This window comes from Streptomyces sp. NPDC027672 (assembly GCF_055566335.1).
Genome location: NZ_JBVHSO010000044.1, coordinates 1 through 1,011, shown reverse-complemented (window position 1 = coordinate 1,011; position 1,011 = coordinate 1). Strand labels below are relative to the sequence as shown.

The 1,011-nt window shown below is 59.6% G+C and carries 1 rRNA gene; it reads left to right on the top strand.

Annotated features, from left to right (window positions below):
* Positions 1-655: 655 nt before the first annotated feature.
* Positions 656-1,011: ribosomal RNA gene (locus ACZ4SV_RS36400) — 16S ribosomal RNA — on the top strand; the annotation flags it as partial.

Here is a 1,011-nt window from a genome sequence, read left to right as displayed (position 1 = left end):
CGACGTGAGCGCCGACCCCGGTCGGTCCCCGGACAGCCATTCCGCAGTAACCACGACAGACACGCGACTTCTGGTCGCATGCCTTTTCGTGCGCCTGCACGGAATGAGGAATCCGCGTTCGAAGGGACGCACCCCGATTAGCGTCGGGGCGCAGGAATCCGCTAATGTCTCACTCGTCGGAACGGCCCAACAGCCGGGAAGACAAGCCCCGCTGACTGGGAATCAGGCCCGAAAGGATCTGATAGAGTCGGACTCGCCGGAAAGGGAAACGCGAAAGCGAAGACCTGGAAAGCGAAACGAGCAGGATCGCAGGGCCCGCTTCGACCGGGAATCGGACACGAAAGAGTCTGATAGAGTCGGAAACGCAAGACAGCAAGACAAAGAAACACGAAGGGAAGCGCCCGGAGGGCCCCGGTGATACGGGACCGAAGGAAGCGTCCGTTCCTTGAGAACTCAACAGCGTGCCAAAAGTCAACGCCAGATATGTTGATACCCCGGCCTGCACAGCAGGTTGGTGGTTCCTTTGAAAAGTCCTACAGGGTGCTGCTTCGGCAGTAGCCGGTGGGCGATAACACAGCGAGGACGCTGTGAACAACGGGTCTTATTCCGACCGGTTGTTCCGCTCTCGTGGTGTGCACCCGATTACGGGTAAACATTCACGGAGAGTTTGATCCTGGCTCAGGACGAACGCTGGCGGCGTGCTTAACACATGCAAGTCGAACGATGAAGCCCTTCGGGGTGGATTAGTGGCGAACGGGTGAGTAACACGTGGGCAATCTGCCCTTCACTCTGGGACAAGCCCTGGAAACGGGGTCTAATACCGGATAACACTCTGTCCTGCATGGGACGGGGTTGAAAGCTCCGGCGGTGAAGGATGAGCCCGCGGCCTATCAGCTTGTTGGTGGGGTAATGGCCTACCAAGGCGACGACGGGTAGCCGGCCTGAGAGGGCGACCGGCCACACTGGGACTGAGACACGGCCCAGACTCCTACGGGAGGCAGCAGTGGGGAA